This window comes from Bacillus cereus group sp. MYBKT14-1, assembly GCF_051915185.1.
Classification (GTDB): Bacteria; Bacillota; Bacilli; order Bacillales; family Bacillaceae_G; genus Bacillus_A; species Bacillus_A cereus.
Genome location: NZ_JBQAEF010000009.1, coordinates 201,477 through 226,658, shown reverse-complemented (window position 1 = coordinate 226,658; position 25,182 = coordinate 201,477). Strand labels below are relative to the sequence as shown.

The following is a 25,182-nucleotide window of genomic DNA, read 5'->3' as shown; positions in this document are numbered from 1 at the left end:
CATTTGGAAAGAAGGACGATGTATGAAGAAAGTAAAGTGGACTTTATTAGGCGGCGTCGCAACGTTCGTAGTAGCGATTGTAATCTATAAACTTATCGTGTTAGCTGGTGGCTATATGATGGATGAAAAGCAGCTCGTTTTCCACTCTTCATCACGTATCGTTGACCAGAAAGGGAAAGAAATTACGAAATTATACGTAGAAAATAGAGAGCTCGTACCGATCGAGCAAATTCCGAAGTATGTGCAGCAGGCGTTTGTTGCGGTGGAAGATTCTCGTTTTTATGAGCATCAAGGGATTGATTATCCGTCTATATTCCGTGCTCTTTATAAAGATACGTTAGCTAGAGAGAAGGTAGAGGGCGGTAGTACCATTACGCAGCAACTCGCTAAAAACGTCTTTTTAACTCGTGAAAAAACATTTACGCGCAAATTGAAGGAAGTCGCAATTTCTCTTCAATTAGAGCAAAAATATACGAAGCAACAAATTCTTGAAATGTATATGAATCATATTTATTTTGGTCATGGGGCTTACGGTATTCAAGCGGCAGCAAAGTTGTATTTTAATAAAAATGTTGAGGATTTAACAGTAGAGGAAGGGGCAATGCTTGCAGGCCTTCCGAAGTCACCAAACGGATATTCACCGTACTATTCTGCAGAGAAGAGTAAGGAACGCCGTGATCTAGTGTTGTCACTTATGCATAAACAAGGCTATTTGACTGCAGAAGAAAGCGTTCGTTATCAAGGGAAGACAATTGCTCTATATAAAAATTTAGATGAGAATGAGCTTGCATATATGCCGTATATTGATATGGTCATAGATGAAGCCGCTCGTTTATACGGGTTGTCTCATCAAGAAGTACTTCGCGGAGGATATACGTTTGTCGTACCTATGGATGAAAAGATTCAAAAGGTAGCATATAACCAGTTTCAAGATGCAAGGAATTTCCCTGGGAAAGAAGAGGGGGCGCAAGGTGCTTTCTTATTAATGGATAATCGTACGGGAGGGATTAAAGCGGCGATTGGGGGAAGAAAGTACGTCCCGAGAGGATTTAATCGTGTTTTTGCCAAAAGGCAGCCTGGATCTGTTTTAAAACCACTTATCGTTTATGCACCAGCACTAGAAACGAAAAAGTATAATCCGTATTCTTTATTAACGAATGAAAGAAATTCTTTTGAAGGGTATGAACCTCGAAATTATAATCATGAGTATTCAAAAGAAATGACGATGTATGATGCGATTTTAGAGTCGGCAAACGTACCGGCAGTTTCTTTATTAAATGAGTTAGGGGTAGAAGAAGGAAAGCAATATTTAGAAAAAGGGAATGTTCATATTGCAGATGCCGGTTTAAGTACAGCGCTTGGCGGATTGAAAAATGGCGTTTCAACATTTGATCTTGTAAAAATGTACCGTTCATTTTTAGCAAATGGAAATATTATCGAGCCGCACGTTATTGATAAAGTATTAAACAGACACGGTGCAGTCATTGGGGAATCTCCAAAAGTAGAGACAAAAATCTTCTCGAAGCAGACAGCATGGTATATGACGAAAATGCTAGAAGGAGTTGTGAAGGAAGGGACAGCAAGAGTTGGTGTATATAACGGTGCGTTAGCTGGAAAAACGGGTACAACTTCATTGCCAAATGACGATAAGGGAGCAAGAGATATGTGGTTCGTTGGTTATACACCGAACTTAGTAGGCGCTGTTTGGATTGGTTATGACCGTACGGATAAGGAGCATCAGTTGCAAGGAGAAAGTGCATCTGCGACAAAATTGTTTAAGAAAATTTTAACGAAGGCTAATGTAGAACATAAAGAGAAGTTTATGAAGCCTGAAGGTGTGGAAACAATCGGCGCTCCGATTCGGCTGCGCAAAATTGAAGATGTAAAAATGAAATTATCATTTAGCCCTTTCGGTTTATTTAAAGCAAAATTAAGCTGGACGCCACTTCCAGATAACAGAATTATGTACCGAATCTATAGAGTGGAGAACGGAATTCATACGCATGTTAGCACTGTAAATGGTGCTGGGGAATATGAGGAAAAGTTCGTTAACATATTTTCAAAACCGAGCTTTTACGTTGTACCATATAATACACAAACGAATCGTGAAGGAGAAAAGTCGAAAGTAGCTAAACCATAGTTTTTCTCTGTGTTATAATAAGAATGTTGTGAAAATAGTAAGCGTTTTTAAGAATGTTTGTGTCAATTTAATGAACAACGTACATAATATTATGCATTTTGTTTTTACAAGCTGTATAGTAAAAAAAGATAAATATCGAACGTATTCGAAGCATTGGTAAGGAAGGGAGCAAGGGTCTTGGTAAGAACTATAAATGAGACATTTTTAAAAGCATGTAGAGGGGAACGTACCGATTATGTACCAGCATGGTATATGCGTCAAGCAGGTCGTTCACAGCCGGAATATAGAAAGATTAAAGAAAAGTATTCTTTATTTGAAATTACACACAATCCAGAGTTATGTGCTTACGTTACAAAATTGCCGGTTGATCAGTATAACGTAGACGCAGCAATTCTTTATAAAGATATTATGTCACCACTACCTGCAATTGGTGTGGATGTAGAAATTAAATCAGGTATTGGCCCAGTTATCGATAACCCAATCCGTTCTTTACAAGACGTAGAAAAACTAGGGGAAATCAATCCAGAAGATGACGTACCGTACATACTAGATACAATTCGTTTATTAACGACAGAAATGTTAGACGTACCGTTAATCGGTTTTTCAGGAGCTCCATTTACATTAGCGAGCTATATGATTGAAGGCGGTCCATCTCGTAACTACCATAATACGAAAGCGTTCATGTATGCAGAGCCGAAAGCTTGGTTCGCTTTAATGGATAAACTAGCAGATATGGTTATTACATATTTAAAAGCGCAAATTAACGCAGGAGCAAAAGCAGTTCAAATTTTCGATTCTTGGGTTGGAACAGTAAATGTAGCGGATTATCGCGTATTTATTAAACCAGCAATGGAGCGTATTTTTGCAGAAGTTCGTAAGATGGGTGTTCCAATGATTATGCACGGCGTAGGAGCTGCACACTTAGTGAATGAGTGGCACGACTTACCGCTTGATGTAGTCGGCTTAGATTGGCGCTTACCGATTGAAGAAGCACGTGCACGGGGCGTTCATAAGGCGGTACAAGGTAATATGGACCCTTCATTCTTACTTGCACCATGGTCTGTTATTGAAGAACATGTAAAAAGTATTTTAGATCAAGGGATGAAACAGCCGGGTTATATCTTTAACTTAGGTCACGGTGTATTCCCAGAAGTAAATCCAGATACATTAAAACGTTTAACTACATTTATTCATGAATACTCTAAAGGGCAGTTAGCGAAGTAAAGGAGCATTGCTGTATGAAAAAGAAAATTGGTTTGCTTGTAATGGCATACGGAACGCCATATAAAGAAGAAGATATTGAACGTTACTATACACATATTCGCAGAGGAAGAAAGCCAAGTCCTGAAATGCTGGAAGATTTAACAGAGCGTTACCGTGCAATTGGTGGTATTTCTCCTTTAGCTACTATTACATTAGAGCAAGCTAAGAAGTTAGAGAAGCGTTTAAATGAAGTACAAGATGAAGTAGAGTACCATATGTATCTTGGCTTAAAACATATTGAACCGTTTATTGAAGATGCAGTGAAAGATATGCATAACGACGGAATACAAGATGCAATCGCGCTTGTTCTTGCACCTCACTATTCTACGTTTAGCGTGAAATCATACGTTGGACGAGCACAAGAAGAAGCTGAGAAACTTGGAAACTTAACAATTCATGGCATTGATAGCTGGTATAAAGAGCCGAAATTCATCCAGTACTGGGTCGATGCAGTGAAAGGTATATATAACGGTATGTCAGATGCAGAGCGTGAAAAAGCAGTATTAATCGTATCTGCACATAGCTTACCAGAGAAAATTATTGCAATGGGCGATCCATATCCAGATCAATTAAATGAAACAGCGGATTATATCGCGCGCGGAGCTGAAGTAGCAAACTATGCAGTAGGCTGGCAAAGTGCAGGAAACACACCAGATCCTTGGATTGGTCCAGATGTACAAGATTTAACGAGAGAACTAAATGAAAAGCACGGTTATACTTCATTCGTATATGCACCAGTTGGATTTGTTGCGGAACATTTAGAAGTTTTATATGACAACGACTTTGAGTGTAAAGTTGTAACGGATGAAATTGGTGCAAAATATTATCGTCCAGAAATGCCAAATGCATCGGAGGCATTTATTGATTGTTTAACAGATGTTGTATTAAAGAAAAAAGAATCTGTACTGTAAGAAGAAAGGGGGAGCCTGCTTGAGGAAAAAAGTTGTGATCGTCGGCGGAGGCATCACTGGATTAACAGCAATGTATAACTTACAAAAAAATATTCATGAAAAAAACTTGCCGATTGATACATTACTTATAGAAGCATCGGGTAAACTTGGCGGAAAAATTCAAACCGTTCGAAAAGATGGATTTACAATTGAGCGCGGACCAGATTCTTTCTTAGCACGAAAAGAAAGTGCAGCTAGATTAGTGAAAGAATTAGGTCTTGGCGATGAACTTGTAAATAATCAAGCCGGTCAATCATTTATCCTTGTAAACAATCGGTTACATAAAATGCCGAATGGATCAATGATGGGAATTCCAACGCAAATTACGCCGTTTCTATTTTCCGGGCTGTTCTCCCCAATTGGTAAACTAAGAGCTGGCTTTGATCTATTAATGCCGAGGTCAAAGCCAGTATCTGACCAATCACTCGGACAATTTTTCAGACATCGTCTTGGAAACGAAGTGGTTGAAAACTTAATAGAGCCGTTACTATCGGGTATTTATGCAGGGGATATTGATGAAATGAGCTTAATGTCAACATTCCCGCAAATGTATCAAATTGAGCAGAAACATCGCAGTATTTCACTCGGTATGCGTACGCTCGCTCCGAAAGAAGAGAAAGCTGAACCGAAAAAGGGAATGTTCCAAACAGTGAAAACAGGTTTAGAATCTATCGTAAAATCTCTCGAAGCAAAGATGCATGAAGGTACGATAATAAAGGGAACTCGCATTGAAAAAGTTGCAAAACAGGGTGATGGTTATACGATTACTCTTAGTAACGGAAAAGAAATAGAAGCGGACGCCATCGTAGTGGCAACTTCGCATAAAGTATTGCCGTCCATGTTTGCTCAGTACAAGCAGTTTCGTTTCTTCCGTAATATCCCATCCACATCCGTTGCGAATGTGGCACTTGCTTTCCAAAAGTCTGCAATCCAGCGCGATATTAATGGTACAGGATTTGTCGTATCACGAAATAGCGATTACACGATTACAGCATGTACGTGGACGCATAAAAAATGGCCACATACAACGCCAGAAGGAAAAATACTCCTTCGCTGTTACGTTGGACGTGCTGGTGATGAAGCGGTTGTAGAACAAACTGAAGAAGAACTCGTTCAGCTCGTACTAGAAGATTTAAGGAAGACGATGGATATTACAGAGGATCCAGAGTTTACAATCGTAAGTCGCTGGAAAGAAGCGATGCCTCAATATACAGTGGGCCATAACGAGCGAATGAAAAAGCTCACAACATTTATGGAGAAAGAGTTGCCAGGTATATACTTGGCAGGTAGCTCCTATGCTGGTGCTGGACTTCCAGACTGTATGAATCAAGGTGAGGAAGCTGCAAAGCGTGTATTATTTCATTTGGAGAAAGTAATAGATGCTGAATTAATCGCACAATAAATTATAAGAAACGCCTTCAATCATATTGAAGGCGTTTCGTTTATTATATAAAATACTTATTCGCCAATAAACATATATAAGTTATTTGGCTTTATAACAGCATCTCCTGCATAAATAACCCAATCTGTTAAGTTATCAAAATCTAAATGATAACTATTTCCTTCACTCATATCTTCTATAAAATATGGTTCATTGATGAGTATTCCTTGAATCAGGTCTTCTGTAATATGTTGCATTTCAAACCACATATGTTCGCTTTTACCCTCTTCATAGGAAACACCAAACTTAGCGAGAAAACGAAACTCTTCATTGGATTTTTCAATTTGAAAAATGTTGCTGAAATACCCGAAAGTATTTTTCGCATTATAAGCCATACGATCGGTTTCACTATTTGTTTTATAGAACATGAGCCCTGTAGCTTCCTCGTGTTCTTTGAAAAAACTTTCAATATATTCTTCTGAAGTATTAAATTTGAATAAGAGAACGGATGGAGATTGATGGTATTCATCTCGGGCATCCATTCCGCCTAAGAATGTATTTTGTGCATCTATTGGCTGTAATTTCACTTCTTCATCCTCGATTGAAGATAATTGGTCCATACTCGTTTTATGCCCTATATAAGATAATCCTTTCTCCCACGGAACAGCGACTGTATGTATAGAACCTTGCTGACTATGCGCGATAACGATAGGCTCATTCATAGGGACTTGTCCATTCTCAACGGCATTATTAGCAAATGTTTGAAAGAGATCGCCAATGCCGTAGTAGGAAGAAATGCGATTTGGAATAATTAACTCTATTTCAGTTACGCCCGCTCTTAAAAGGCCGTGTGTATGAAACCAATATTGCGTAGGCTCGCCTTCTTTATCGTCTTCATAAACGGAATGAATAACGTATAAGTCAGGAATGTCAGGTAATAATTCATTTTCAACGTGATATTCAATATAGTTTCTAGATATCACTTTCATTGCTGCACTTGAATCGATTACAAATAACAAATCTGGGGCGAGGTTCCATAAAAATTGTATTTGCTGGAAAAAGCAGTCGAGTACATCGCCTACAAATAGCGTACGAGTGAAAATTTCAGTACCGAAAGCCGCATCTTCAAAATTACGATCTACAATTGTAGAATCTTGTCTATTGTACATTTTATATTCTTCTGGGTCATTCGCCTCATCAATATGCAGTTCATACGGTATGATTGTTTCATCCATATGTAACTCAACAATAAGGCTTGTCTCATCACTATAAACAATTTTTAACTCATCAACTTTAGTAGCGATATTTTCTAGCCGTTGTTTTAACTGCTCAATTGTAATTCTAGTTGGTATAACAGCAATCATATCTGAAAAATGACGTTCTAATGTTCCATTCATAGCTGCGCGGTATGTTTCTGTTTGCACTTCCATCCAATCACTCCTATTCAAATGAATCCATTTTACATGCCAATCAAATGTCGATATTTTCTGTTTTCTCTCTCTAACATTATAGAGTGCATTTGTAGAAGGTGTAAAATTATTATTTTGTATTATAGTTTGAAAGCTTGTAAATTAAATAAATCTTTTGTAAAATTTGTCGAAAAATAGTTCTATATAACGAATCATTTGTTATGATAGAAATGCTGAGAAAATATGAAATAGGGAGAGGAAAATGGCTGTGAAGAAATTGTTAAGCGTCTTTTTATCATTCTTGCTATTGCTTTCATTTACTGGAACTTTAGCGCAAGCAGAAGAAACTGCTTCTATGTCAGTAGAAAAAGCAATTCAAGTATTTAAGCAGCAAGGGAAAACGAAGGGGATTGTGGAAGGATATATTGTCGGATATACGCAAAGTTCTTCTAAATATACGAAGGATCCAGCTAAGTTTGATGATACAAACGTAGCAATTGCAGATTCGCCAAACGAAACGAATCCAGACAAAATCATGCCCGTTCAGTTGCCAAAAGGTGATGTGAGAACGGCAGTGAATGTAAAAGATCACCCTGAAAATATCGGGAAGAAAGTTAGTTTGACTGGGACTCTTGAATTATATTTTAGTAACCCAGGTTTAAAATCAGTAACAGCTTATAAGTTTCAAGGTGAAGGACAAAACCGTGTTAGCGATGTAGTAGCTTCACCGAACGGTGGAGAAGTTGCTAAAGGAACAGCGGTAACATTAACGACGAATACAGAAGGCGCAACAATTTACTATACGTTAGATGGCTCTAATCCTACTAATAAAAGTGTTCGTTATAATGGACAAATTATAGTGAATGAAAATAGTGTAGTGAAAGCAATCGCAGAAAAAGAAGGACTTACTTCTTCAGCAATTTCGACATTTTCATTTATTATCGTAAATAATGAACAGGTTCGTATTCATGACATTCAAGGAAAATCACATATGTCTCCTTACAACGGGAAGAAAGTAAACAATGTGGAAGGCGTTGTCACAGCGCTTGATAAAAATGGTTTTTATATAGAAGATAATCAGCCAGATAATGATCCAGCTACTTCAGAAGGTATGTACGTATATAAAAAAGATGCGAATGTAGCAGTAGGAGATCTTATTCAAGTTGATGGAGTAGTAGAAGAATATGTTGGACCAGGCTATGCAGAGCGATTTGAAACAGACTTAACGACGACAGAAATTAAGGCGAGTCGCGTTGCTGTAATCGCAAAAGATCAATCTTTGCCGGCACCGATTGTACTTGGGGAAAACGGTGTGAAAATCCCAGACCAGATTATTGATAATGATGCATTTAGTTTATTTGATCCAAATGAAGATGCAATCGACTTTTATGAAAGTATAGAAGGTATGCGTGTTACGATGCCAACACCAAAAATTATTGCACCTCAGAAAAATGGAAATTTATATGTAACAGTAAAAAATGGTGGAGATAAAATAGTAACACAATATGGCACACCTCTATTAGATGAAAACCAATTAAACCCAGAGCGTCTTTCTGTGAAAGTACCTCGTGATTATGTAGCAAAAGTAGGAGATATTTTTACTGGAGATATAACAGGGGTAGTAGGATATGATTACGGTTCTTTCCGTATTTCGCCAATAACAGAACTGCCAGCTGTAGTGGATGGTGGATTTAAGCAAGTAGGCGCAAATATTCAGCCACGTCTTGATAAGTTAACGGTTGCTACATATAACATTGAAAACTTCTCAGCGAATAAAAAAGAAACAACAGATGAAAAGGTAAAAGCGTTAGCGTATTCTATTAAATACAACTTAAAAATGCCAGATATTATCGGTGTAGAGGAAATGCAAGATAATAACGGATCAATTAATGACGGTACAACAGATGCGTCATTAAGCGCAAAACGTATCATTGATGCAGTGCTAGAAATTCGTGGACCGAAGTATGAGTATGTAGAAATCGCTCCAAACAATAATCAAGACGGAGGAGCACCAGGAGCGAATATTCGCGTCGGCTTCTTCTATAATCCATCACGCGTGAAATTAGCGCCGGTACCAAAGTTACTTGATAAAAATGTTGTTCGTATTGGAGACGAAAATCCATTATTTGAAAGTACACGTAAACCGTTAGCGGCAGAATTTACGTTCCAAGGACAAAACATTGTTGTCGTTGCAAATCACTTAAACTCAAAACTAGGAGATGCAACGCCATTTGGAAAAGTGCAGCCGCTCGTATTAAAAAGTGAAGACAAACGAATTCAGTTAGCACAAGAAGTAAATCATTTCGTGCAAGGAATTCAGAAAAAGAATACGAATGCACCAGTTGTCGTGTTAGGTGATATGAACGATTTCGAATTCTCTAAACCACTAAAAACACTAGAGGGAACAATCTTAAAAGATATGTTAAACACAGTGCCAAAAGAGAATCGTTACACGTACATTCACGAAGGAAATGCACAAGTGTTAGATCATATTTTAGTAACAAACAATATCGCACCACACACAATTGTAGATCCAGTGCACTTAAACTCAAATATAATGAAAGAGCACGGACGTGTAAGCGACCATGACCCAGTACTTGCTCAAATTGATTTGAAGAAAGCTTCTTAAAGAAAGGAACGCTTAGGTGACTAAGCGTTCTTTTTTTGCATCGTTATAGAATAGTATAAAGAGATGATTCCTTTTTTTGTAATCTAATGATAAAATTGATTGAATATTTAGTTTTTTAATAAGGAGGACAACAATGCAGTTACAAATAAATGGAAAGGTAATGAATCAGTTTGCAATTTTTTTTAGTACGATCGTCATGCTTCAGTTTGTAGCTGATATAACAGGACTTACAAGCAATCTAGATATTACGTATAACTTAATACATACAGCAGCTTCTTATATAACATTTAGTTTGGCGGTTATTTTCACTTTAATAGGTGCAAGAAGAGAATTAAGTAAATATGCAATTGTTTCATTATGTTTAGTGGTAGGTATTAAAGCGATTTATTTTGTAGCGGTCGTTATTTTATGGGGATTGGCTGGTACACCGTAAGTGAATAGTAAATAAAACCCTAATTTCCAATATAGTAAGGAAATTAGGGTTTTATTATACTTGAAACGCCTTTCTACACCGCTCTCTTTTTTGCAACCTTCTTCTATATTTTTTTCTATCACGTTTTACTCCTTGTATATACATGATTAAGCTAACGAGGAGGAAGAAGGCACATTGTATTGTCAAAATATATGGTGACATGCCATGCAGCGGCTGCCTTGGATCATATAAATGAATAGGTGCTCCGCCTATTGTAGGGAGTACCGTATTTAGCAGGACGTAAGGAATAGAGGTAGTTGCAAATGGAAATAGAAGCGCCATATAGTCCTTTTGGGACCATGCAGATGCAGCAAGTCCTAAAAGAGCCATCAAACCTGCAAATAAAAAATTAATTCCGATATATACAGCAATGTAAGTGATGGGAGAAGTTTCATATAAGTTTGCGAACATCCCGTTATCATTTATAATGCCTGAACCAGCCGTTGGTACTCCGTCTGGAATGGTTAATTTGCAAAATAATAACGATAAGATGAATGGAAATGTATAAAGAAGTCCGCCGCAAAAAAATGTAACGATATATTTCGTTACTGAATAAGAAAATAAAGAAATTTCTTTACTGACAAACGGTTTAAAACCATCGGACTTATCCGAGTTATAACTTGTACTAAAGGGAAGACTTGCAATAACTGGCATTAATAATAAATAAACATCCATTTCATTTCCACGAAATCCAATCCATTTAATATCCGTCGATATAGGTCCATTCGCAGCGTCTCCTAAATAACGAATTACATAATAATAATGATAAATACAAATAAGAACAAATCCACTAAACATAATAATTAAAGAAACACGATTACAAAAAGCTTGCTTTATATTTAAACGAAGCGCACGCATCATGACTGAAAAAGCCTCCACTATTTTGATAAACTTGTCTATTTTCTATATTACTATTAATTGTAAAGATTTTCTTGTTTTTTTATTTGATTATTTGAAAAAGAGGAATTTTGTTGTTGTGAAGTAAGGTTTAGCTGAAATTAATTTTTCTAAAATATGGTTGACAATTAAGTATTACATTTGTAATCTTAATTATAGATTACAAATGTAATACTTAGGAGTGAAACATACGATGACAAATCAATTACCTAAAATATCTGAAGCGGAATTAGAAATTATGAAAGTACTTTGGTCGAGTTCTCCGCAAACAGCGAATGAAATTATAGAAGAACTGGAAGATGCAATGGACTGGAAACCGAAAACAATCCGCACATTAATTAATCGATTAGTACAAAAGGAAGCCGTTTCTTACCATCAAGATAAAGGGCGAATGTATGCTTATTATCCGTTAGTATCACAAGATAATTATTTGCAAGTGGAAACGAAATCTTTACTAAAACGTTTTTGCGGTGCAGCGTTTAAGCCATTACTTGTTAATTTCTTAAAAGAGGAGAAATTATCTTCAGAAGATATTAATGAATTAAAACGCATTTTAGATGAGAAGACAGAGGAGAATAAGAGGAAGGATCGATAAAAATGATAAACACGCTTATAAATGTATACCTTCCTCATTTTTTTGATTGGCTTATAGAAACGTCACTTATGGCTAGCATATTAGTCGGATTTATTTTATGTATAAAAGTTCTATTTAGAAATAAATTAACCCCCCGGTGGCAATATATGCTGTGGATCGTATTAATGATAAGACTCCTTTTACCGTGGTCGCCAGATAGCTCTTATAGCATTTACTCATTACTTTCTTATAGTTCTAGCGTATCGGAAGTTATTCCAAAAAATATGCCGGCTACTGAGAATATAGTAAACATAGAAAGCGAACGAAAAGTGGAATTGAAATCAAATTCTAAAATGGTAACAAAAACTAGCGAACCGGAAGTAAAAGTCAGTTCGGAAAAACAGACTACATTTTCTTTATACAAACTTGCTTTGTATGTTTGGATAGCTGGGTTAATCATATTAGCGGTCATCACGTTTCTTACAAATAGCCGTTTATATTCTTACATAAAGAAACAACCGGATATTACGGATGAACAGGCCATTACAGTGTTTAATCGCTGTAAGCAATCTATGAAAATGAAGAAGGCGGTTTCGTTACGTCTAGCGGGAAAGATTGCGAGCCCAACTGTGTTTAGTTTCTTTCGTCCGAAAGTATTACTATCAAAAAAACATATGAAAGTATTAAATGAGCAACAATTACAATATGTCTTTTACCATGAGTTAGCTCATATTAAGAGAAACGATGTAGCTGTAAATTGGATTATGTACAGTTTAATCCTATTAAATTGGTTCAATCCGATTCTTTGGTACGCCTATTTTTGTATGCGAGAAGATCAAGAATTAGCCTGTGATGCATATGCACTTACTTTTATAGATAAAGAGGAACAAATTGCATACGGTCATACAATTATTACCCTTCTACAACACTATTCCTATCAAGTACCAAGCCTAGCAAATTTAAGTAGAAATAAACGAACGCTAAAAAGGAGAATCGTTATGATTAAAAAGTTTCAAAAGAAATCGTATCGTCTTTCTTTACTTGGGATTATTGCTATAGTTGCTATAGCATCCCTTTCTTTATTCAACGCACGTACAACGGAAGGAAAAGAAAAGCAAGAGGATAAAGTAGAGCAGTCAAAGGATGCTTTCCAAAATGCTGTAGATACATTATTTGGTACAGAGGAAAAGGCGAGAAAAGAGTGGGGAATGTCAAACTGGCAATATGAAAACCGAACAGCCTTTTTATATCATGCTGAAAAAGCTTTAACAAAGGAAGAGTTTGAGAATTATGTGCAGTTATATAAAGAGGTATTACAGATCGAGAAAAAAGGATTAGTTAGATTAAACTTACCCGAAAATTTCCAAGGGGATATAAAAGAGGTGAAAGAAGAGCGCTTAAGTACAGAAAATCGTGAAAAATTAAAAGAAATTCGTAATAAAACAACTCCTTATGAGGATAAGGTAGGGAAGTATTTAACATATACAGTTGAAGAAGTGCAGCAACATGTTGATTTCCAAATTAAGAGGCCAACTTATACAATTAAAGGATATACCCAAAAAGACGAAAGGGTGAATTATTATCTTAAGATAAAGCTGGAATTCACTATTGAATTAGAATATACGAACGGAAAAGGAAATTATACAATTTCTCAATCGCAAGTTTTTAGGGAAAGCAAAGACCCATTTAGCCACCAGTTTGTAGTGCCTGAAAATATAGAACAGTACGAACTAGAAGGGAATCAAATATTCTACGCTACTCATCACTCGGATAGTAATTTACAAGGTATGAAGATGATTGTTCCAGCAAAAGGGAAAAATAGTGCATACCAAATCGTTATTATTAATCATAGTTTAGAGAACCAAGGAGAAGCAGTATTCGATAAGAATGTAAATAAAGAAGAATTAGAGAAAATTATGCTTTCTATGTTGAAATAGCAAAAAGGTGTTCTTAAGATGTATATCTCAAGAACACCTTTTCCTTTTCTCTTTTCTTCTGATAAACTATGGACAGTATGATATACACTGACTGGAATTTTTTTATACTGGAAATAATAAAAAGAGAACTTGTATAGAATGTAAGCGTGTGGTAATATCAAAGATGTACTGATTGACTATATTATCCAATTGGTCATTTTTGGAGGTGACAATGTGGCGATAGATCGAAAACGTTCTATTATTGAAGCTGCAACAAAGTCTTTTTCAGCGTTCGGTTATAAAGCAACAACGATGGATCAAGTAGCGAAGTTAGCGAATGTAGGAAAAGGAACGATTTATACTTTTTTCAAAAATAAAGAAGAGCTATTTGGTGAAATTATTTCTAATTTAATTACAGAAATGAAGCAAGTTGCAGAAAGTGCAATTCGTTCAGATGTTTCATTTTTTGAAAATGTACATAGAGCATTATATAGCATCTTGGAATTTAGAAAAGAACATCAGCTTATGATTAAATTAATTCAAGAAGAGCGCGATATGGGAACGAAAGAAGTACAAGAAGTTATGCAACAAGTTGATGTGGAAATCGTTTCTGTTATTCAATCGTATTTAAAGATTGCGATTGAAAAAGGTGAAATTAGCAAATGTGATCCAGAAATTACAGCATTTATTATGCTGCGTCTATATGTATCGCTTATTTTTGATTGGGAAAAAAATCACGAACCGCTAGAAAAAGAAAAAATTGCAGAGTTATTTGAACTTTATTTATTAAAAGGATTGTCAAACTAAGATAATCCTTTTAATTTTATAAAAAATGACCAAATGAACAATGCGGTCATATATTTAAGTTAAGGGGGGATATAGAAAAATTATAATCATAATAAGAAAAAGTTGCATAGTAATAAATTCAGGGATAAGGCATATGTATGAACAAGTATAGCCTTTTTGTTTGGGTAAAAATGACTATATGAACATTTTGGTCATTTTATAAAAAGGGGGAGAAATTATGAAAGGGAATCAGTTACTTCGGAAAGAGTTTACGGAAATTATAAAAAGTAAAAAAATATTAATTCCAATTATTGCGGTCTTATTCGTACCGATTTTATATGCAGGGATGTTTTTGTGGGCCTTTTGGGATCCGTATAAACAGTTAGATGACCTACCAGTTGCAGTAGTCAATTTAGATAAAGGCGCAGTATTTGATGGGAAACCAATTGAGGTCGGAAAAGGGCTCGTTGATAATTTAAAAGATAATAAAAGTTTTAAATGGGAGTTCGTAAGTGAAAAAGAAGCGAAGAAAGGAATGGAAGGTAGAAAGTATTACATGTTAGTACGCATTCCAGATGACTTCTCAAGTAACGCTACAACGTTACTAAAAGACAATCCAAAGCCATTAAACTTAGAGTACATTCCAAATGAAAGTTTAAACTTCTTATCTTCACAAATTGGAGGAACAGCCATTGAAAAGATTAAAACTGAAGTATCAAGCACGTTAACGAAAACATATGCAGAGAAAATGTTCGATTCTATTAAAGACGTCTCAAAAGGATTAGCAGATGGGGCGGAAGGGGCAAGTAAACTACACGACGGATCAAGTGAATTGCATGATGGTTCAAGTAAAGTGACGGATGGCCTTCATACACTTCAAGGGAAGTCTGGGGAGATGAAGGATGGAGTTCAGAAATTAGCGGATGGATCTAATAAATTAGTAGATGGGTCAGGCAAAGTAACAAACGGTTTAAATGTGCTAAATAGTAAAACAGGTGAAATGCAGGTAGGTATAGGGAAATTAGTAGATGGGTCAGGCAAAGTAACAAATGGTTTAAATACACTAAATAGCAAAACAGGTGAAATGCAGATAGGTATAGGGAAATTAGTAGATGGGTCAGGCAAAGTAACAGATGGTTTACATGCATTAAATAGCAATGCAGGTATTGGGAAACTAGTAGATGGATCAGGTAAAGTAACAGATGGTTTACATGCATTAAATAGCAATGCAGGTATTGGGAAATTAGTAGACGGATCGGGTAAAGTAACAGACGGTTTAAATACGTTAAATAGTAAAACGGGTGAGTTGCGTGATGGATCTGAGAAAGTGACCGGTGGCTTGAACAAATTAGTAAGTAAATCCGGTGAATTAAAAACAGGAACAACGGACCTATCAAATGGTATGGGAAAACTCGTTGAAGGGCAAAGCCAATTAGAGGAAGGTTCTCAAGCGATCCAAAAGGGATTGCAAGAGTTAAATAGTAACGTACAAAAGTCTGCTGCAGGCTTAGAGGAAATGCAGTCGAAAGTTCCTTCTATATTGAATACAGTAAATGAAAAAATAGATGGAGCTGGGGCGAATGTAAATCAGTTAAATGAACTTACACAATCAACAGCAGGAGATGCAAAAAATGCAGCACAAGAGGTAGCGAATTTACAAAAGCAAATTGAAAGTTTACCAAAAGAATATCAAGAGCAGTTACAACCGTTCATAACAAGTGCTGTAAAAAGTACAGCGACAGTTCAGCAAAAGGCTGCCGGAGTAGCAGGTGGAACAAATAAACTAAATGAAGAAGTAAAACAATTAAAGGGCGAAATACATCAAACAACAAATGGGTTGCAAAAAAACTTACCAAATCCAGCAGGGATAAAAACTCTAGCAGGTGGTATTGAGAAACTAACGAGCGCACAAAATGAATTTGTTAGTAAGTTTCATGGATTTGGTGAGGGATTAGATAATGCAAAAATAGGTGCCGATAAATTAAAAGATGGATCAGTTCAATTAATTGATGGAGTAACGCAATTACAAAGTGGCTCTGGAAAAGTGACAGCAGGATTAGGTCAATTATCTGCAGGAGTAAATCAATTAGCAGATGGGTCTGGTCAAGTAACAGGCGGTTTAGGAACATTATCTGTAGGAGTAAATCAATTAGCAGATGGGTCTGGTCAAGTAACAGGCGGTTTAGGGACATTATCTGTAGGTGTAACGAAATTAGCAGATGGCTCAAGCCAAGTAACAGGTGGTTTAGGAACATTATCTGCAGGAGCAAACCAAATGGCAGGTGGCGTAAATCAATTAGCAGATGGTTCAAGCCAAGTAACAGATGGTTTAGGAACATTATCTGTAGGAGCAAACCAAATGGCAGGTGGCGTAAATCAATTAGCAGATGGATCTAATCAAGTAACAACTGGCTTAGGTACTCTAAATGGTGGCCTAAATAAAATGTCAACCGGCTCAACCCAGCTAATCGACGGCGTAAATAAACTAGCAGACGGATCTGGTCAAGTAACAGATGGCCTCGTAAAAGTAAACGATGGTTCAGGTGAACTTGCTGAGAAACTTGGCGAAGGGGCAGAGAAAACTGGTGAAGTGAAAGGAACAGATAAAACGTATGATATGTTTGCAAGTCCTGTAAAAGTGAAGACGGAGAAAATGGCGGAAGTTCCAAACTACGGAACTGGATTTACGCCGTATTTCCTATCACTCGGTTTATTCGTTGGGGCATTACTATTATCAATCGTATATCCATTACGTGATACAGTAGGAGTTCCAAAATCAGGATTTAGTTGGTTTATTAGTAAGTTCGGTGTTTTACTATCAGTTGGTATTATTCAAGCGATAGTAGCAGATGTTATATTACTGTTCGGATTGGGTGTAGAAGTACAAAGCATTCCATACTTCATACTCTTTAGTATCATTACAAGTTTAGCATTTATCGCATTAATTCAATGTTTAGTAACAGCATTCGGTGATGCAGGCCGTTTTATTGCCATTATCACATTAATTATGCAGCTTACAACGAGTGCCGGAACATTCCCGCTAGAATTGATTCCGAAGTTTTTACAACCATTCAATGCTTGGTTACCGATGACATACTCTGTATCAGGATTGAAAGCAGTCGTATCGAGTGGAGACTTTGACTTCATGTGGCAAAACATAGGAATGCTCATGATCTTTATCGTTGTATTATCACTTGGAACGATCGCTTCCTTAACTTTGATGCACAAACGACAATTTAAAAATGTTGCTGAAAATCAATCGGTTGAAGCGTAGATAAAAGCACCTTTTTGGTGCTTTTTTATTTTAATAGAGGGCACTTTTTCCTTAGTTCATCTATAAATCTTTCTAAAAGCTATAGAAACGAAAGAAAAGGAATTACAACAATTTACAGAGAAACATAGGGTAGAGGAGTTGATATGATGAAAGGCAATCTTACTTATTATTTTATCGTAAATCCGCTAATAATCTTTCTTGTTTATGCCCTTTCACCTATATTGTTTGATAAAGAAGTATATACAAGTATGAAAGATGCATTTGGAATACTTACGTTCTATTATGTGTTAATGGGTGGATATTACTTTATTGATATTTTAAGTGAAAAGATAAAGAAAAAAAGTGAGGGAGGATAACAAAATGACTGAAAGTGAAATGAAATTTAGGGATGCGACCATTCGTAACTTTTTTGATAAAGAGGATCGTTTAAAATCGATTCCAGGTCAAAAGAAGAAAAAACTAGTATTGTTGGAGCATTTAATTAGCAAGTTAAATGCTGATAATCAATATACAGAAAAAGAAATGAATACATTTATCAAACAATATCATGATGATTTTTGTACAATTAGACGTGAATTTATTGTACATGGGTTTATGGATAGAGAGGCTAATATGTACCATATAAACGGGAGAGAAGTTTGGACGAAGTGGGAGGAGTTAAAATAATGAATTAGAGGGGGGATCCCCACTGATTATGAGTTTGTGCTAATCTTGCATTTCCTGCGTAGTAAGTCTATGAATTCTTCAATATTTGAACTTGTAATGTATCCCAGTGTTATATATTCATCTTCATAGTAAAATATTATTTTTTTGTCAAAGATTCTTCTCTTCGTTTCTATGGATAGAATTTTTTCATAATCAAATTCGGCAATGAATGTGTTTTTATATTGGCTAAAAAAGAGAAGTCTTTGATTAGTAGCAAGTAACATGCCAGGATACGGGACTTTATGCGTAATCATATAGCCAGTAAGTGAACATTTTAAAGTAGATAAAACCTTTTCTTCTTTATGTAATAGTTGTTTTGCAGCTGTTAAGATTGGATTCATTGCATACATTCCTTTTATTTTGATGTATGAATATTGTATCAAGAGTAAAAAGATCCTCAATATGTAATATTGCATATTGGCCGTTTTATAGTTGTAATATTATTTTTCAAAAGAAAAAGTACGAGGTGATTTAATGATACGGTTAGTAAAAGAGACTGATGCAGAAGCAATTATGAATATTAGAAAAGAAATTATATTATCGGAAACTACTACAAAATTTTTCATAGTATCCCCAAAGAAGTTACCGAATGATATGAATGCAGAAAGAGAAAAGATACGGAAAAGTAATGAGAAAGGTAATCTTTATATCGTGTATGAAGTAGATGGGAAGGTAGTTGGCTTTTTACTTTTCAACCGATATGAACTAGAACGGTTACAACACGCAGGCACAATGGGAATGGGGATTAAAGAGGCGTATTGTAATCAAGGCATAGGCACGAAATTAATTGAATTTCTTATTAGTTGGGCGAAAGGGCAGAAAGGTTTAGAGAAAATTTGTTTAGGTGTAGTTTCTGTTAATGATAGGGCAATTAAAGTGTACAAACGTATGGGCTTTGTAGAAGAAGGCAGACAACGAAAGCAAATTAAATATGAAGATGGATCATATGGAGATGACGTATTGATGGGGTTTTATATTGAATAAAGGATATATGGTATTAAGAAAAGGAATGTACATAACGTAAACTTCTAAAAGCAGTATAAATTCCCCTGCATTAACAGACTTTTACCTATGTATAATATTAATATAGTAAAATCATAACAACCGATATTGCAGTTTCCAATAATATACTATATAATCAATTTAAGAAAACGTTTTCATGCAAAGGGGGAGAATTTCGTGTCGACTATAGAGGACGTGGCGAAATTAGCGGGGTTATCAAGGACAACGGTTTCTAGGGTGATTAATAATCATCCATATGTTTCAGATGAGAAGAAAAAAAGGGTTCAATTAGCAATGAAGCATTTAGGCTTCGTTCCTAATTCTGCGGCGAGAAGGCTTCGTAAACAAAAAACGGAAACAATTGCGGTGCTAGTTCCAAGGATTACAAATCCTTTCTTCAGTAGATTTATTGAAGCAATCGAGATTGCTGCTTCTGAACATAAATATAAACTGATTATTTGTCAAACAAGATATTTACCGGAAAAAGAGATGGAGTATTTACAATTATTATCTACGAAACAAGTAGATGGGATTATTCTATGTTCACTAGAAAATCCGTGGGAAGATGTAGAGCCATACTTACAGCACGGTCCAATCGTGTTGTGTAATGAATATATTGAGGAAGCAAATATTCCAACAGTGAAGTTTGATCATGCGCAAGGAGCATACATAGCTGCGAAGCATGTGTTAGATCAAGGATATCGTAATCTTATTTTTTGCCGTGGTAACGAAACCAAAGTCGTTAGCCAGCAGCGAAAAATGGGCTTTTTACGTGCAATAACTGAGAAGAGCCGCCAAGTAGAAGCGATTGACTTTCTTGAAAACGCTTTCTCTTGGGAGGATGGAAAACGAATATTCCATGAAGTATTAAAGGACAAAAAAAATCCTACCGCGATTTTGGCAGGAGGCGATGAGGTAGCAGCTGGAATTATCTCAGAGGCGAAACGCCATAACTGGAGCATTCCAGATGATCTCGCTGTTATCGGTTTTGATAATCAAATATTATCGCAGATTACAGAACCAGGTATTACGACAATTGAACAGCCAATTGATGAAATGGCCCGAAAAGTTGTCGACCTAATGATGGATAAAATCCATACGAAAAATTATCGAAAAAAAGAATTGTATGAGTTTGAACTGGAGCTCTTGGTGAAAGGTTCAACGATGAAGGATAAGATGTTATTAGCCTAGTAGACTATGTCTGCTAGGTTTTTTTCTGTTCACAAACTACTATTCTTCGTGAACGCAATCATCACATTTGTTATGGTATGCTTCGTGCTGCTCATCAATTTCTTTCCCACAGTGCGCACAAGTTTTCGTCGGTAAATTTCTGAAAAACTCCATTGGTTGATCGATCATGTCAATCCCTCCATTTCCATTTCTTACTATCATTGTATTAGTACAAAAAATAAAAGTCAACAACTGTTTTATAACAAAATTGAAAATTAATGAAAAAGTTTAGGAAATGGATTATAGTTAACAATGTAGGATGTAAGTAAAACATGCATTCCTACTCGGTTTTAGAAAGGATGGATACATATGAAAATGACTGTTGTCGGCTTTTGGGGCGGCTTTCCAGAAGCGGGAGAAGCAACGTCGGGGTATTTGTTTGAACACGATGGTTTTCGTTTACTTGTAGACTGTGGTAGTGGTGTACTAGCACAGCTTCAAAAATATATAACACCATCTGATATAGATGCAGTTGTACTATCGCACTATCATCACGATCATGTTGCAGATATTGGGGTATTGCAATATGCGAGATTAATTACGAGCGCGACAACAAGGCAACTACCAGAACTACCAATATACGGTCATACGTTTGATGAGAATGGTTTCCATTCTTTAACACATGAACCGCATACGAAAGGAATCGCGTACAATCCAGAAGAAACACTTCAAATTGGACCGTTCTCGATTTCATTCTTAAAAACTGTTCATCCTGTTACATGCTTTGCGATGCGCATTACAGCAGGTAGTGATATCGTAGTATACAGCGCTGATTCCAGTTATATTCCTGAGTTTATTCCATTCACGAAAGATGCTGATCTTTTCATTTGTGAGTGTAATATGTATGCACATCAAGAGGCTGCAAAAGCAGGGCATATGAATAGTACAGAAGTAGCAAGTATTGCAAAAGATGCGAATGTAAAAGAACTTTTATTAACGCACTTACCGCATACAGGCAACCCATCTGATTTAGTAACAGAAGCAAAACAAATTTTCAGTGGCCATATTACGCTAGCGCATAGTGGTTACGTATGGAACTCATGAGGTGATACGATGTTATTTATTGATAATAAAGGAATTACAGATCCTAGAATAAACTTAGCGATCGAAGAATATTGTGTGAAAAATTTAGATATTAACGAAACATATTTACTGTTCTACATTAATGAGCCTTCGATTATCATTGGTAAAAATCAAAACACAGTAGAAGAAATTAATGCAGATTACGTAAAAGAAAAAGGTATTCATGTCGTTCGTCGTCTATCAGGCGGAGGCGCAGTATATCATGATTTAGGAAACTTAAACTTCAGTTTTATTACGAAAGATGATGGAGACAGTTTCAGCAACTTTAAAAAATTCACAGAGCCTGTAACGAAAGCGCTTAGTAAATTAGGTGTAAAGGCAGAACTAAGTGGTCGTAACGACATTTTAGCTGAAGGTAGAAAAATTTCAGGTAACGCGCAGTTCTCAACGAAAGGTCGTATGTTCAGCCACGGTACGTTACTATTTGACTCTGAAATCGATCACGTCGTATCAGCGTTAAAAGTAAAAATGGATAAGATTCAATCAAAAGGTATTAAATCAATCCGTAGCCGCGTTGCGAACATTACAGAGTTCCTAAACGAAGAAATGACGACAGAAGAGTTTAGACAACTTCTTCTAGAAACAATTTTCGAAGGAGAAACAGAAATCCCAACGTACGAATTAACAGAAAATGATTGGAAAGAGATCCATAAACTTTCTGAAGAACGTTACCAAAATTGGGATTGGAACTATGGAAAATCACCGAAGTTCAACTTACAACATTCACACCGCTTCCCAGTTGGACAAGTTGATGTTCGTCTTGAAGTGAAAAAAGGAACAGTAACAGAATGTAAAATTTACGGCGACTTCTTCGGTTCACTAGATGTTCATGATATCGAAGAGCGTCTAACAGGCGTTCAGTTCGATAAAGATGCATTCACTGCAGCTTTAGAAGGCGTAGATATCGCACGCTACTTCGGTAACATTACAACAGAAGATTTCTTACATTTATTCTTCTAAAAATGAGGGAGGCTGCCATAAAGGCAGCCTCTTTCTTTTTGTAGTTTTGTCGATATAATTCCATTTACCACAAAATGTATACTTACAGGACATCTGCCTCTTATAAAGGAATATATATATGAAAAGGAGGCGAATCGAAATGAAAAGAGTAATGTACGTTATATTATTGCTCAGCTTCGTCATCGGAATGACAGCGTGTAACAGTGGATTGCCCTCAAGTCGTACAATTTTGTCTATCGGAAAACCGGCTGAGGATAATGTTATATATTTTACGCATACAGATAACAAACGAAAGATACATGATATACAAGACATGTTTCAAAATAAGAAGTGGAAAAGAAATGAAACATTCAGCACTGTTAATAAAACGCCAGATGTCGTCTTATCAATAGATGAAAACAACAAAGGGTTACCGACGTTATATGTTACGGTGTATTTTCATGAAGATGGAGCGGACGCTCTTAACTTGCACGGCGAGCATACGACGTTAAATAAAGAGGAACTTAATAAACTTAGAGAAAAGATGAATGCATATTATCCTAAAATGATTTCTGGTCTAGTTTCATAAATTACTTACAAATAAAATCCCCGTATTCTTCCAAAGTAAACTAAGAGTAGGTAGTCTGTCTATATGCAGTTAATAGAATATCACTTGCCACTTTAATTTTCTTTTAATATAATTAATTTAGAATTTTTAAATATTCTAAATTTTATAAAGGTGGGGTTTTTGTGAATCTCGTTCAATCTTTGGCTGAAACGGCAAAAAAGAAGGGGGATAAACCGGCTTATATATTTATGGATCAGTCGGTCTCATATGACCAATTAAACAAAATGGTCACAAGGTTTTCTGGCAATTTAGCAGAAATGGGCATTGGAAAAGGGGACAATGTCGCATTAGTTGTTGGGAACTCACCACATTTTTTGGTCGGTTTATACGGAACAATGAAAGCCGGAGCAACTGTTATTCCAGTTAATCCAATTTATACAGCAGACGAAATGCATTATATTTTACAAAATGGAGATGTAAAAACAATCATCGTACTCGACGTCCTTCTACCTGTTATACAATCTCTTACAACAAGACTTCCTTCATTAGAAAACATCATCATATGCGAAACCTCATCAGATTTTAACCATACAGAAACCGAAAAAATGAAAACGTTTACTAGTTTTGTGGGGACTGGAGATACAACTTACGAAGGTCCTGAACTAGATGAAGAAGATGTAGCGGTTATCCTATACACTTCGGGCACAACTGGAAAACCGAAAGGCGCTATGCTTACACATAAAAATTTATATAGTAATGCAAGCGATGTGGCTTCGTATTTACAATATACGGCTGATGACCGTGTTGTTGCGGCACTGCCTATGTTCCATGTATTCTGTTTAACAGTTGCGGTAAATGCACCGATTGTGAACGGGGCAACGATTTTAATGTTACCGAAATTTAGTCCGAAAGAAGTATTCCGTATTTGTCGTACGTACGAACCAACGATCTTTGCTGGCGTACCGACGATGTACAATTATTTATATTTATTTGAAGAAGCAAGCGCAGAAGATGTGAAGACGCTTCGTCTTTGTATTTCCGGTGGTGCATCGATGCCTGTTGCTCTTCTACAAAACTTTGAAAAACGTTTTAATGTTATTGTTTCAGAAGGATACGGTTTATCAGAAGCATCACCAGTTACTTGTTTCAATCCGCTAGATCGTCCTCGTAAACCAGGGTCGATTGGCACAAATATTTGGCATGTAGAAAATAAAATTGTAAATGAACTTGGGGAAGAAGTACCTGTCGGCGCAGTCGGTGAATTAATCGTTCGCGGACCTAACGTTATGAAAGGATACTATAATGCACCAGAAGATACAGCTGCGACATTGAAAGACGGCTGGCTATATACAGGTGACTTGGCGAAAATGGATGAAGAAGGTTACTTCTATATCGTTGATCGTAAAAAAGATATCGTCTTAGTTGGCGGTTATAACGTATACCCTCGTGAAGTAGAAGAAGTATTATATACGCACGAATCAGTAGCGGAAGTTGTCGTAATCGGTGTTCCTGATGAAAACTTAGGAGAAGCTGTGCGAGCGTACGTCGTTTTGAAGCAAGCAAACGTAACAGAAGAAGAACTAATGCATTACTGTACGTTACATTTAGCGAAATATAAAGTGCCGAAAAGCATTGAGTTTTTAATAGAATTACCGAAGAATACGACTGGTAAGTTGTTAAGAAGAGCATTGAGAGAGAAAGCGATGCAAGTGTAATGAAGAAAAGGTCTCCTAAAAGATATTTTAGGAGACCTTTTCTTTGTTTATCGTAATAACTTTTTCTCATATGAAATGTAGTCGGAAGTTTGTATATATAATAGCGGAGCGTGTTCAAACAACTATTTGATACGAGTAGTAATGAGGATATTTCTCTTACTTTCTTAAACACAGTTATTACAATTAGAAGACCCACATTTACGCTATTCCAATGAAACTCAATGTATTAGCTTCATTGGAATGCTAGAA

At 36.2% G+C, this 25,182-nt stretch carries 22 protein-coding genes; 18 read left to right on the top strand and 4 right to left on the bottom strand.

Features of this window, described 5'->3' with window-relative positions; all coding sequences use genetic code 11:
- Window positions 1-22 precede the first annotated feature (22 nt).
- From ACTFO4_RS21590 to hemY, 4 genes are all read left to right on the top strand, one after another.
- Entirely contained in the window at window positions 23-2,140 is a 2,118-nt protein-coding gene (locus ACTFO4_RS21590) for a transglycosylase domain-containing protein (protein WP_000756288.1), read from the top strand.
- 177 nt (window positions 2,141-2,317) lie between these two features.
- Window positions 2,318-3,364, top strand: a complete 1,047-nt coding sequence (hemE, locus tag ACTFO4_RS21585) for a uroporphyrinogen decarboxylase (protein WP_013141801.1) — start codon at window positions 2,318-2,320, stop codon at window positions 3,362-3,364.
- A 14-nt stretch (window positions 3,365-3,378) separates the two neighbouring features.
- Window positions 3,379-4,314, top strand: coding sequence for a ferrochelatase (gene hemH / locus ACTFO4_RS21580; protein WP_000726779.1), 936 nt, complete (start codon window positions 3,379-3,381; stop codon window positions 4,312-4,314).
- Window positions 4,315-4,333: 19 nt separating this feature from the next.
- Window positions 4,334-5,755: a protoporphyrinogen oxidase gene (hemY, locus tag ACTFO4_RS21575; RefSeq protein WP_326234768.1), complete on the top strand. Its 1,422-nt coding sequence runs from the start codon at window positions 4,334-4,336 to the stop codon at window positions 5,753-5,755.
- A 56-nt stretch (window positions 5,756-5,811) separates the two neighbouring features.
- On the opposite strand, the gene ACTFO4_RS21570 is transcribed toward hemY, so the two are convergent.
- On the bottom strand, window positions 5,812-7,164 hold the full coding sequence (locus ACTFO4_RS21570) for a DUF4026 domain-containing protein (protein WP_000453703.1): 1,353 nt from the start codon (window positions 7,162-7,164) through the stop codon (window positions 5,812-5,814).
- Between the two features lie 241 nt (window positions 7,165-7,405).
- On the opposite strand from ACTFO4_RS21570, the gene ACTFO4_RS21565 reads away from it, so the two are divergent.
- Both ACTFO4_RS21565 and ACTFO4_RS21560 read left to right on the top strand, forming a co-directional pair.
- On the top strand, window positions 7,406-9,772 hold the full coding sequence (locus tag ACTFO4_RS21565; RefSeq protein WP_059304038.1) for a DUF6359 domain-containing protein: 2,367 nt from the start codon (window positions 7,406-7,408) through the stop codon (window positions 9,770-9,772).
- 133 nt (window positions 9,773-9,905) lie between these two features.
- Window positions 9,906-10,205 carry a hypothetical protein gene (locus ACTFO4_RS21560; RefSeq protein ID WP_001176849.1) on the top strand — a complete coding sequence of 100 codons (300 nt, stop codon included), beginning with the start codon at window positions 9,906-9,908 and terminating at the stop codon, window positions 10,203-10,205.
- A gap of 54 nt (window positions 10,206-10,259) precedes the next feature.
- On the opposite strand, the gene ACTFO4_RS21555 is transcribed toward ACTFO4_RS21560, so the two are convergent.
- Entirely contained in the window at window positions 10,260-11,105 is an 846-nt protein-coding gene (locus tag ACTFO4_RS21555; protein WP_000984146.1) for a membrane protein, read from the bottom strand.
- 229 nt (window positions 11,106-11,334) lie between these two features.
- Here ACTFO4_RS21555 and ACTFO4_RS21550 point away from each other — a divergent pair, with 229 nt between their 5' ends.
- The 6 genes from ACTFO4_RS21550 (at window position 11,335) to ACTFO4_RS21525 (ending at window position 18,357) form a co-directional block, all read left to right on the top strand.
- Window positions 11,335-11,736: a BlaI/MecI/CopY family transcriptional regulator gene (locus ACTFO4_RS21550; protein ID WP_000184509.1), complete on the top strand. Its 402-nt coding sequence runs from the start codon at window positions 11,335-11,337 to the stop codon at window positions 11,734-11,736.
- A 2-nt stretch (window positions 11,737-11,738) separates the two neighbouring features.
- Window positions 11,739-13,652, top strand: coding sequence for a M56 family metallopeptidase (locus tag ACTFO4_RS21545; protein ID WP_440014482.1), 1,914 nt, complete (start codon window positions 11,739-11,741; stop codon window positions 13,650-13,652).
- 213 nt (window positions 13,653-13,865) lie between these two features.
- The gene (locus ACTFO4_RS21540; protein ID WP_000963381.1) at window positions 13,866-14,438 is read left to right on the top strand and encodes a TetR/AcrR family transcriptional regulator; all 573 of its coding nucleotides are present in this window, start codon (window positions 13,866-13,868) and stop codon (window positions 14,436-14,438) included.
- A gap of 217 nt (window positions 14,439-14,655) precedes the next feature.
- Window positions 14,656-17,691 carry a YhgE/Pip domain-containing protein gene (locus ACTFO4_RS21535; RefSeq protein ID WP_326234771.1) on the top strand — a complete coding sequence of 1,012 codons (3,036 nt, stop codon included), beginning with the start codon at window positions 14,656-14,658 and terminating at the stop codon, window positions 17,689-17,691.
- A 143-nt stretch (window positions 17,692-17,834) separates the two neighbouring features.
- On the top strand, window positions 17,835-18,047 hold the full coding sequence (locus ACTFO4_RS21530; protein WP_025921759.1) for a hypothetical protein: 213 nt from the start codon (window positions 17,835-17,837) through the stop codon (window positions 18,045-18,047).
- Between the two features lie 4 nt (window positions 18,048-18,051).
- Window positions 18,052-18,357 (top strand): DUF2087 domain-containing protein, encoded by a 306-nt coding sequence (locus ACTFO4_RS21525; RefSeq protein ID WP_000140276.1) that lies wholly within the window; start codon window positions 18,052-18,054, stop codon window positions 18,355-18,357.
- Window positions 18,358-18,383: 26 nt separating this feature from the next.
- On the opposite strand, the gene ACTFO4_RS21520 is transcribed toward ACTFO4_RS21525, so the two are convergent.
- Window positions 18,384-18,737, bottom strand: coding sequence for a PH domain-containing protein (locus tag ACTFO4_RS21520; RefSeq protein ID WP_326234772.1), 354 nt, complete (start codon window positions 18,735-18,737; stop codon window positions 18,384-18,386).
- Between the two features lie 133 nt (window positions 18,738-18,870).
- Between ACTFO4_RS21520 and ACTFO4_RS21515 the strand changes: the two genes are divergently transcribed.
- Window positions 18,871-19,380 (top strand): GNAT family N-acetyltransferase, encoded by a 510-nt coding sequence (locus ACTFO4_RS21515; RefSeq protein ID WP_000620469.1) that lies wholly within the window; start codon window positions 18,871-18,873, stop codon window positions 19,378-19,380.
- Between the two features lie 195 nt (window positions 19,381-19,575).
- Window positions 19,576-20,589: a LacI family DNA-binding transcriptional regulator gene (locus tag ACTFO4_RS21510; protein WP_000103715.1), complete on the top strand. Its 1,014-nt coding sequence runs from the start codon at window positions 19,576-19,578 to the stop codon at window positions 20,587-20,589.
- A 39-nt stretch (window positions 20,590-20,628) separates the two neighbouring features.
- On the opposite strand, the gene yhfH is transcribed toward ACTFO4_RS21510, so the two are convergent.
- Window positions 20,629-20,757 carry a protein YhfH gene (gene yhfH / locus ACTFO4_RS21505; RefSeq protein ID WP_000567010.1) on the bottom strand — a complete coding sequence of 43 codons (129 nt, stop codon included), beginning with the start codon at window positions 20,755-20,757 and terminating at the stop codon, window positions 20,629-20,631.
- Between the two features lie 180 nt (window positions 20,758-20,937).
- Between yhfH and ACTFO4_RS21500 the strand changes: the two genes are divergently transcribed.
- The 4 genes from ACTFO4_RS21500 (at window position 20,938) to ACTFO4_RS21485 (ending at window position 24,933) form a co-directional block, all read left to right on the top strand.
- Window positions 20,938-21,672, top strand: a complete 735-nt coding sequence (locus ACTFO4_RS21500) for an MBL fold metallo-hydrolase (RefSeq protein WP_000784668.1) — start codon at window positions 20,938-20,940, stop codon at window positions 21,670-21,672.
- A 9-nt stretch (window positions 21,673-21,681) separates the two neighbouring features.
- The gene (locus tag ACTFO4_RS21495; RefSeq protein WP_000897273.1) at window positions 21,682-22,671 is read left to right on the top strand and encodes a lipoate--protein ligase; all 990 of its coding nucleotides are present in this window, start codon (window positions 21,682-21,684) and stop codon (window positions 22,669-22,671) included.
- A 139-nt stretch (window positions 22,672-22,810) separates the two neighbouring features.
- Window positions 22,811-23,239 carry a hypothetical protein gene (locus ACTFO4_RS21490; RefSeq protein ID WP_000832612.1) on the top strand — a complete coding sequence of 143 codons (429 nt, stop codon included), beginning with the start codon at window positions 22,811-22,813 and terminating at the stop codon, window positions 23,237-23,239.
- A 161-nt stretch (window positions 23,240-23,400) separates the two neighbouring features.
- Complete coding sequence (locus ACTFO4_RS21485) at window positions 23,401-24,933, top strand: fatty acid--CoA ligase family protein (RefSeq protein ID WP_001055150.1); 1,533 nt, start codon at window positions 23,401-23,403, stop codon at window positions 24,931-24,933.
- The last annotated feature ends 249 nt before the right edge of the window (window positions 24,934-25,182 follow it).

Excerpts from the sequence above, each read along its gene's own strand:
- ACTFO4_RS21590 (WP_000756288.1), top strand. The coding sequence starts at position 23 with ATGAAGAAAGTAAAGTGGACTTTATTAGGCGGCGTCGCAACGTTCGTA.
- hemH (WP_000726779.1), top strand. The coding sequence starts at position 3,379 with ATGAAAAAGAAAATTGGTTTGCTTGTAATGGCATACGGAACGCCATAT.
- ACTFO4_RS21570 (WP_000453703.1), bottom strand. The coding sequence starts at position 7,164 with ATGGAAGTGCAAACAGAAACATACCGCGCAGCTATGAATGGAACATTA.
- ACTFO4_RS21565 (WP_059304038.1), top strand. The coding sequence starts at position 7,406 with ATGGCTGTGAAGAAATTGTTAAGCGTCTTTTTATCATTCTTGCTATTG.
- ACTFO4_RS21560 (WP_001176849.1), top strand. The coding sequence starts at position 9,906 with ATGCAGTTACAAATAAATGGAAAGGTAATGAATCAGTTTGCAATTTTT.
- ACTFO4_RS21555 (WP_000984146.1), bottom strand. The coding sequence starts at position 11,105 with ATGATGCGTGCGCTTCGTTTAAATATAAAGCAAGCTTTTTGTAATCGT.
- ACTFO4_RS21550 (WP_000184509.1), top strand. The coding sequence starts at position 11,335 with ATGACAAATCAATTACCTAAAATATCTGAAGCGGAATTAGAAATTATG.
- ACTFO4_RS21545 (WP_440014482.1), top strand. The coding sequence starts at position 11,739 with ATGATAAACACGCTTATAAATGTATACCTTCCTCATTTTTTTGATTGG.
- ACTFO4_RS21535 (WP_326234771.1), top strand. The coding sequence starts at position 14,656 with ATGAAAGGGAATCAGTTACTTCGGAAAGAGTTTACGGAAATTATAAAA.
- ACTFO4_RS21530 (WP_025921759.1), top strand. The coding sequence starts at position 17,835 with ATGATGAAAGGCAATCTTACTTATTATTTTATCGTAAATCCGCTAATA.
- ACTFO4_RS21525 (WP_000140276.1), top strand. The coding sequence starts at position 18,052 with ATGACTGAAAGTGAAATGAAATTTAGGGATGCGACCATTCGTAACTTT.
- ACTFO4_RS21520 (WP_326234772.1), bottom strand. The coding sequence starts at position 18,737 with ATGAATCCAATCTTAACAGCTGCAAAACAACTATTACATAAAGAAGAA.
- ACTFO4_RS21515 (WP_000620469.1), top strand. The coding sequence starts at position 18,871 with ATGATACGGTTAGTAAAAGAGACTGATGCAGAAGCAATTATGAATATT.
- yhfH (WP_000567010.1), bottom strand. The coding sequence starts at position 20,757 with ATGATCGATCAACCAATGGAGTTTTTCAGAAATTTACCGACGAAAACT.
- ACTFO4_RS21500 (WP_000784668.1), top strand. The coding sequence starts at position 20,938 with ATGAAAATGACTGTTGTCGGCTTTTGGGGCGGCTTTCCAGAAGCGGGA.
- ACTFO4_RS21495 (WP_000897273.1), top strand. The coding sequence starts at position 21,682 with ATGTTATTTATTGATAATAAAGGAATTACAGATCCTAGAATAAACTTA.
- ACTFO4_RS21490 (WP_000832612.1), top strand. The coding sequence starts at position 22,811 with ATGAAAAGAGTAATGTACGTTATATTATTGCTCAGCTTCGTCATCGGA.